Annotated in this window: 8 protein-coding genes, 6 tRNA genes and 1 rRNA gene; 1 reads left to right on the plus strand and 14 read right to left on the minus strand. The window is 42.9% G+C overall.

All coding sequences use genetic code 11. The features are described 5' to 3' along the window. Positions 1 to 27: 27 nt before the first annotated feature. Both AC1DOV_RS24155 and AC1DOV_RS24160 read right to left on the minus strand, forming a co-directional pair. Positions 28 to 936, minus strand: coding sequence for an aldo/keto reductase (locus AC1DOV_RS24155; RefSeq protein WP_441885010.1), 909 nt, complete (start codon positions 934 to 936; stop codon positions 28 to 30). Positions 937 to 1,035: 99 nt separating this feature from the next. Then, positions 1,036 to 1,728 (minus strand): type 1 glutamine amidotransferase, encoded by a 693-nt coding sequence (locus AC1DOV_RS24160; RefSeq protein ID WP_441885008.1) that lies wholly within the window; start codon positions 1,726 to 1,728, stop codon positions 1,036 to 1,038. Between the two features lie 206 nt (positions 1,729 to 1,934). On the opposite strand from AC1DOV_RS24160, the gene AC1DOV_RS24165 reads away from it, so the two are divergent. Then, positions 1,935 to 2,996, plus strand: a complete 1,062-nt coding sequence (locus AC1DOV_RS24165) for an endonuclease/exonuclease/phosphatase family protein (protein WP_441885006.1) — start codon at positions 1,935 to 1,937, stop codon at positions 2,994 to 2,996. A 68-nt stretch (positions 2,997 to 3,064) separates the two neighbouring features. Here AC1DOV_RS24165 and AC1DOV_RS24170 read toward each other — a convergent pair whose 3' ends face one another. The 12 genes from AC1DOV_RS24170 to AC1DOV_RS24225 form a co-directional block, all read right to left on the minus strand. Then, positions 3,065 to 4,360 carry a PQQ-binding-like beta-propeller repeat protein gene (locus AC1DOV_RS24170; protein WP_477551276.1) on the minus strand — a complete coding sequence of 432 codons (1,296 nt, stop codon included), beginning with the start codon at positions 4,358 to 4,360 and terminating at the stop codon, positions 3,065 to 3,067. Positions 4,361 to 4,502: 142 nt separating this feature from the next. Continuing rightward, entirely contained in the window at positions 4,503 to 4,919 is a 417-nt protein-coding gene (locus AC1DOV_RS24175) for a DUF2203 domain-containing protein (RefSeq protein WP_339205123.1), read from the minus strand. A 214-nt stretch (positions 4,920 to 5,133) separates the two neighbouring features. Continuing rightward, the gene (locus tag AC1DOV_RS24180) at positions 5,134 to 5,718 is read right to left on the minus strand and encodes a GNAT family N-acetyltransferase (protein ID WP_477551277.1); all 585 of its coding nucleotides are present in this window, start codon (positions 5,716 to 5,718) and stop codon (positions 5,134 to 5,136) included. Between the two features lie 40 nt (positions 5,719 to 5,758). Continuing rightward, the gene (locus AC1DOV_RS24185; RefSeq protein WP_441884998.1) at positions 5,759 to 5,932 is read right to left on the minus strand and encodes a hypothetical protein; all 174 of its coding nucleotides are present in this window, start codon (positions 5,930 to 5,932) and stop codon (positions 5,759 to 5,761) included. Positions 5,933 to 6,337: 405 nt separating this feature from the next. Further along, positions 6,338 to 6,499: a hypothetical protein gene (locus AC1DOV_RS24190; RefSeq protein ID WP_441884996.1), complete on the minus strand. Its 162-nt coding sequence runs from the start codon at positions 6,497 to 6,499 to the stop codon at positions 6,338 to 6,340. 286 nt (positions 6,500 to 6,785) lie between these two features. Further along, positions 6,786 to 6,867: transfer RNA gene (locus tag AC1DOV_RS24195), tRNA-Leu, on the minus strand. Between the two features lie 13 nt (positions 6,868 to 6,880). Next, a tRNA-Arg gene (locus AC1DOV_RS24200) sits at positions 6,881 to 6,957 on the minus strand. A gap of 17 nt (positions 6,958 to 6,974) precedes the next feature. Next, positions 6,975 to 7,048: transfer RNA gene (locus AC1DOV_RS24205), tRNA-Cys, on the minus strand. Between the two features lie 8 nt (positions 7,049 to 7,056). Next, a tRNA-Gly gene (locus AC1DOV_RS24210) sits at positions 7,057 to 7,131 on the minus strand. Positions 7,132 to 7,138: 7 nt separating this feature from the next. Next, a tRNA-Gln gene (locus AC1DOV_RS24215) sits at positions 7,139 to 7,213 on the minus strand. A 30-nt stretch (positions 7,214 to 7,243) separates the two neighbouring features. After that, positions 7,244 to 7,319, minus strand: a tRNA-His gene (locus AC1DOV_RS24220). A gap of 167 nt (positions 7,320 to 7,486) precedes the next feature. Further along, positions 7,487 to 7,608 (minus strand): 23S ribosomal RNA (locus tag AC1DOV_RS24225); the annotation flags it as partial.

The following is a 7,608-nucleotide window of genomic DNA, read 5'->3' on the forward strand; positions in this document are numbered from 1 at the left end:
TGCCTATCAGGCAGCCTCTCCTACTCTCTAACGGTGCTGTTCAAAACGGTTTTCTTTACTTAACCTCTTGATGGTCTCCAGCTCAGCGGGAGATAGCTGAAGAACTTCACTTGCCGCGATATTGTGCTGCAGCTGTTCTAACGAGCTCGCGCCAGGAATGACAGCAGCTACAGCTGGATTGGCCAAAGCATACCGGATTGCTGTATGCGCCAAATCACGAGAGCCTTCTCGCATCTCTAGCAAAACGTCTCGCAAAGATGACAGCTCCTCTTTGTCATAATCCAAATAACCCTTATCCGCCTTGGCAGCTCCATTATCGGTTAAAATCCCTTTTGCCACCGGACCTCGAGCGATTAAACTAATGCCCTTCTCTTCTAATAAAGGCAATATTTGCTCTTCAGGCCTTCTGTCCAAAATACTATATTGGCTCATCACACTGACGATATTTGAACGCTCCACATATTCTCGAATAACATTTGGACGAATGGAAGAAATGCCGTAATAGCGAATGAGTCCCTCTTGCTTAAGCTCCTCAAATGCTTCAATCGTCTCCGATATGGGATCATCCAGTGTACCTCCATGCAGCTGATACAAATCGATATAGTCCGTTTGGAGCCTTCGCAAGCTGTCTTTTACAGCCGACTTAATATAAGCTTTGGACGGGTCCCACGACCAGCCCGCTTTTCCCTTCTCCCAACGATTGCCGACCTTCGTCGCAAGTACAATATCTGCCCGTTTTCCCTTTATTGCCTCGCCGATTATTTCCTCATTAAGACCCTCATCATAAAGATCAGCCGTATCTAGAAAATTAATGCCCTTCTCGATCGCTTCATGTACTAAGGCTGTCGCTTTTACTTTATCTGTCCCTAGTGACATGCAGCCAAGGCCGATCTCACTTATGTAGAGCTCTGATTTCCCGAGACGATTGTGCTTCATGCTTGAAATCTCCTTTTCCTTAACCGATAATCTAGCCGCTTCATTATTCATTTATGATATTACTTTTGGACTAAGGGAGCAACAAAAATGGTTCCACTATTAACACTTTAAGGAAATCTGATCCAATATGCCATGTAGTAGCGTTAGAGACTGCTCAGTGCGCGCGAATTGACTGCGAATCTGTTCAGCTGTTTGAATGTATGGCGCCTGAACTAGCTCTGAAGACCAGTGTGCAAACATGGATTCCATGCATGCAGCTGTCGTCTCCAAATGAAATTGCAGTCCCATGACATGCTCGCGATAAGCGAATGCCTGCACCTTGCACGCCTCTGAAGAAGCGAGGAGCCGCGTGTCCTGCGGCAAGTCGAAGGTATCGCCATGCCACTGAAACGAAACAAATTGCTCAGGCATGCCGCAGAGCCAAGGATGCTGCTCCTGCGTACGGTTAATCGAATGCCAGCCTATTTCTTTATGCGTATTTCGGTATACTCGGCTTCCCAGCAGTTCAGCTATCATTTGAGCACCAAAGCAGATGCCCAGCACTTTTTTGCCAAGCTGAATGGCTTGCCGTACGAACTGCTTCTCTGCCGTAAGCCAAGGATATTTCTCCTCTTCATAGACGCTCATTGGCCCGCCGCATATAACAAGCAAATCCATATCGTCAAGCCATTTGACATCAATCTCAAGAGCAGGATTCTTAACATCCAAGCGATGTCCTCCAAAGCTGGCCCATGAACGAAATGCATAATCATCATCAAAAGCGAAGTGTTTAAAAGCTATGATATTCATCATTCATTCCCCATCCTTGGTCGCATATGACCTGTAATGAGCTTAATTATAGTCTCATTATTTAGTATCGTTAATATCACTTTCCTGAATAGTGAGAAGACATCAATAAAAAACAACTAGTTCCCTAACCCATATCATGGTACATTTCCAATAGCATACTTATAATCTTAAATGTGAGTAACGCAATACGTAATGAAAGGATGGATCATATGGGGAAAAAGATATTAAAAACAATTGGTACGCTTATCCTACTCGCAGTTGCGATTGCAGGAGGGTTTTTACTGTATATTACTTTATCCGATTATAAACCCGCAGAAGTTATCGAGATTACGTCAGAAAATAATAAAGAGCAACTCATCGAGCAAGGCGTTCCATTTACAGTTACGACCTTCAATATCGGCTATGCTGGCTTGGACAAAAAACAAGATTTTTTTATGGATGGAGGTAAAAAATCACGCTCCAGCAGCAAAAATCAAACGATTTCCAATCTAGACTCCATTTCCTCCTTTATGAAAACAAACCAGTCCAATTTTTATTTGCTTCAGGAAGTCGATGCCCGCTCGTCAAGAAGCTACCATATTAATGAAATAGACTATTTGGCAAAACCTTTGGAAGATTACGGCTATGCATTTGCTTATAACTATAAAGTGGCATGGGTTCCCGTTCCGATTTTTAATCCAATGGGCTCCGTTCAGAGCGGCCTTCTAACCTTCTCAACATTCAAAAACAAAAGCAATCAGCGATACGATCTTCCAGGCAAAGAGAGCTGGCCGATACAGCAGCTTGAATTGGATCGTGCTTTTATAGAAAGCAGATTTGAGGTCAATAACGGCAAAGAGCTTATTGTTATCAATCTACATCTATCTGCCTTTGATGAGGGTGGCAAAATCCGCAAGCAGCAATTGGATTATTTAGCCGCTTTTTTAGAGAAGGAGAATGGCAAGGGCAATTATATTATTGTAGGCGGAGATTGGAACCATGCCCTGCCCGGCACTGCCCCTGATCGATTCGAAACGACACAGGCATGGCCAGAATGGCTTCAGCAGTTTCCTGAGGATTTCAAACCAAGCGGCTTCAAGTGGATGGTCGACGACAGCATCGCTACTGTACGTACATTAGATATTGCATACACGGAAGGCGTTAATTTCAGAGCCATAATTGATGGTTTTCTCGTTTCTTCAAACGTAGATAAAATTCGGCTGCAAAGTACAGATTTAGCATTCGAACACAGCGACCATAATCCGGTAACCGCTGAGTTTATTTTACGATAAAGCAAAGAGCCCCGATTTTTCGTAATCGGGGCTCTTTTGTAATTAATGATCATTGAGCTGTTATTTAATTACTTGACGCTAGATTTCAAGCTGGCAGGTTGTTTAAATGCGAGCAGCTTGCCTTTTGCCTGAACCACAATCATTCCGCTCTCAAGCAGCGTCTCTCCAAACTCTCTTTCATTTGTTTTTAATTGTACAATTGGCGCTGCTGTATCTAAATGAATAGCTGATACCGTTCCATCCGTTTGCGCCACATATATTCCTTTACCAATTAAATCAAAACGTGCGATGAGGCCTGTTACACCAGCATTATAATCCACGGTTGTCTTATTAATTAATTTAACCCCATATATCCCGCGGCCATTCGTATAAATCAATTTCCCCTCATATGGCCCAGCCGCATATTTGAATCCTGGCGCGTAAACAACAGGCTTATACACCTTGGGCTCTATTTTGCTCGGATCAGCATTTAGAGGGTAACTATACACCTCAGAATTGAAATTGACGAATACGTTGTCCCCGTTAATCCAAGCGTCTCCTTCGTTGCCGGATTCTCCTTTATTTAAGTCAATCTTTAGAGGATTATATTGTTTGCTGTTAAGTACTTTGCCCGTCTTGATATCTAGGGTATCAAGTGTAGTTAATGGAGCAGGCTCGAACAGGTTAACGAGCTTCTGCGCAGTTATAGTTCCATCCTTTGCACCAATTGGAAAGTTGTAATGTGCAGCTTCCCAAACCCTTTTTCCTGTCTTGCGATTAAAAGCATGAAGGAGCGAGTAAGTGTAAGCACCCGATAACTCATTTTCTCCTATTATAAAATCGCCATGAAACAGTATCTTTGTGTGCAGCGGCTCTTTGTAATTGTCACGCCACTGAAATTTACCATCCTTTATGCTGTAAGCTTGAATGTCTCCATTAAAGGTGAACAGCTGATCGCCATCCGGAATAATATCATGAATGTTATTAGCGTTCACGGAAGCCACCCATACTTTCTTGCCTGAGGACGCCTTAATAGCGTGAACACGGCCTCCGCTCGAATTGACGTACAGTTGGCCTTCCTTATATACGACAGGAGCTTTGAGCTGACTGCCATACTCCCAAAGTTTTTTCCCATTCTGAATATTAACAGCTATCACTTTTCCCTTTAACAAATAAAAGGCTTTACCTTCACCTGTTGCTGCTATACCTTCGTAGTTCAATGACCATTGCGGTTTAATAATAGGAGCAGCTATCTCCGTTTCTTTGTTATCTCCCACATAGGAAGTACGTGAATCAAATGATGCAGATACAACAGAACTCATTAATAGTAGAGAACAGCATGCCATCAAAATGCCTCGCGAAAAAGCTGTTTTCCAGTTTCTCATTTCACACCTTCTTATCTCCAATTTTCATCACCCAACTTACATAACGTATAATAATTGTAAAATGTTTCTAATCAATTTGTGTTGTCTTCACACTAAAAAGACCAGCCAAGGATAAATCCTTGCTGGTCATTAATTATGAATACTATTCATCTTGCGGAAACGGTTTTCTGCCCATAAACCCGTCATGTAAACCATGATAATGGCTAACCTCAGCTTCGCCTTCCTTCCAGCAAATCAGAATATCCTCATTATCGAGCACCGCTGGAAAGTCAATTAAACCAGGAGTAATCATTTTCAACTGCACGCCTTTTCGCGAGAAGTTTTCAATTAACAGGTCTACCTCCATCTTCATAAATTCCAGCTGGCTTTCCCTCTCAAAGAAAGGGTCCTCACTGCCTTCAATAGCAGCAAAAACTTGTTCATAAGCAGCCTTCTCTTTCTGATAACTTATATATAAATCTTCAAATTGCGCCGTAATGTGTTGAAGCTTCCGTAAATCCTCTTGCAACTGCGGCAGCATCTCGTTCGCTTCGCTCAGCGTGAAGGTTTTGTTCCCCATCCCGTAAACACTCCCTGTCTGATGATAATCATTTATTTCATTCCATTATAAGTATCCTACACTCTCTTTCAAGCTCCGTAAAGGAATGGGTTCTAGAGAAGAGTTGGAATCTGCTCCTCTTTTGACGAAAGAGCAAGGTTCTGTCTTCCCTCGAACGATCGAAGATACCTATTCATGGTTGAAAAATAAGTATATATAGTGCTGTTCTTTTTCTTCAAAATTCTTTGCCTCTTACTTTCGCAAACAACATCGTATCCCGGAGAATACCGTTGACATCACATTTTTCATTTCGGAGTATGCCTTCTAATGTGAAGCCCAGTCGCTCCGCAACTCGCGCGCTTCGATAATTCCTAGCATCACAACGTATTTCAATACGATTGGCTTCTAGCTCATTTATTGCAAATGTTGAAATTGCATTCGTCGCTTCCGTTATATACCCTTGACTGCTGTAAGCTGTACGAGCCCAATACCCGATTTCAAATTTTCGCGCTTGCCAATTTATGCGATGAAGACCGCTGCTTCCTATCAACTGACCTGTATCCTTTAAAAAAAGAAGCAGCATGAGGTCTGAACGATCCATATACTTGGACCGTGACTTCCTGATGACAACTTCAGATTCTTCGATCGTAGGCATCGCTTGAGCCCATGGCATCCAAGGTTTGAGCTCATCTTCACTTTCTCTAACGGCCTCATTCAGCTTCGCTCCGTCCCCCCATTGGGGCGCGCGGATAAGAAGACGGCTGCTTTCAAAACTCTCTGGAATGGATAACAGCAACGGGTTGTTATTATAATGGCTCATCCTAACGCACCTCCAAGAATGGCTTCCTATCAGCGGAATATTATAATCGTCTGCCTTTTTCATCTAAATGAATATCTAAAGCTTTGATCGCTCTTATCAAAAGTTTAATAAGTAAAAATAGACAATAAATACCCATAAGCGCAACGACACCATACACAATAAACAATACTATTGGAAATATTCCGAAAATAATACCTGATGACATACCGTCCATTACCTCATATCCCCCTTATGTATTTATTTTAAAGAACAGAAAAGTTCAGTTATGTATTAACTTACAGATATTAACTGTAAAATGCAATCATCGCTACGATCATTTTTACCTACGACTATGATATTGCGATAAGAGCAAGCATTCTTCTGAGCAAAAAAAAGAGCCATAGCTAAAATTCTCTTATAGAAGTAGGTGAATAGACAACCTTCAATAGAGGATTTTAGTATGACTCACTATCCGATTAATGCATATTCTGAACCTTTAGCATTTTTTAATCCATCGATCTACTCATTCAAATACGTCGTCACCCGATTCTGGATCAGCTTGCTTACTTCTTCCGCAGATTTCTGCCCGCTCATGAAGCTATTGAACTCCTCCATGGCGATCATTAGCACCTTCATATCGCTAAATCTTCGAAAATCCGTCTACCGACTGAACGTACTTCTCCACGTCTGCCAGCGAGATGGATTCCATGCTCATGCCGCCTTCTCCCGTTTCCTGCGATACTTTGTATTCCTTCAAGTCGATATGAATGTTTGTATGCTTTTCCTCAAATTTTACCATCACTGACGTTTTAATACCACTATCGCTGATCCATCCTGCTGACGTTTAAGCGATGTTTACTTTTACTGCCGATACCGCAACCTACTTTTCACCCAAAACAACTTTTTCATATACGTTTCCGTTCAGTGAGATGTGCACTCCAGCGGATATCATGATCTCCGACCAACGTTAATTCTCATTTGGAGTACATTTCGAAGCTAGCATCGGCTAATGCTATGAAGGAGGTTTTAAAGCAATACAAAAAAAGCTCATTAGATAAAATATCTAATGAACTATCGTTTATGCAATATGGTGCCGATGAGAGGACTCGAACCTCCACGGTTTCCCTCACGATTTTGAGTCGCGCGCGTCTGCCATTCCGCCACATCGGCATTTGAGTAAAGATGGCGTGCCCTAAGAGATTCGAACTCCTGGCCTTTTGATTCGTAGTCAAACGCTCTATCCAGCTGAGCTAAGGGCACATTTTATAAAATTGTAATGGAGGCGCCACCTAGACTCGAACTAGGGGTAGAGCTTTTGCAGAGCTCTGCCTTACCACTTGGCTATGGCGCCAACTTAAATGGAGCGGAAGACGGGAATCGAACCCGCGACCCTCGCCTTGGCAAGGCGATGCTCTACCGCTGAGCCACTTCCGCAACTAAATGGCTGGGGATTCAGGGATCGAACCTGAGAATGACGGAGTCAAAGTCCGTTGCCTTACCGCTTGGCTAATCCCCAACAAAAAATGCCATACTACTTATTAAAAAATGGGGCGATCGAGGGGAATTGAACCCCCGAGTGTCGGATCCACAAACCGATGCGTTAACCACTTCGCCACGACCGCCATAAATAAAATCAGGTGCTGGACAAAAAAGAAAACCCACTTTTGTGGGTCGTCTGCTAATGCATGCATTAGCAAGTTGCGCCCTGAAAACTGGATACGAAAGATTAGGCTTGCTGAAGCCTTTTATGCTGCTGTCTACCGGATGTATGGGTCACAGTAAACGTGTTTAGGATAAGCCCTCGACCGATTAGTATTCGTCAGCTACACACATTGCTGTGCTTCCACCCCGAACCTATCAACCTCGTCGTCTTCAAGGGGTCTTACATACTGGGAAATCTCATCTTGAGGG

Source organism: Paenibacillus sp. 01T47 (genome assembly GCF_056398245.1).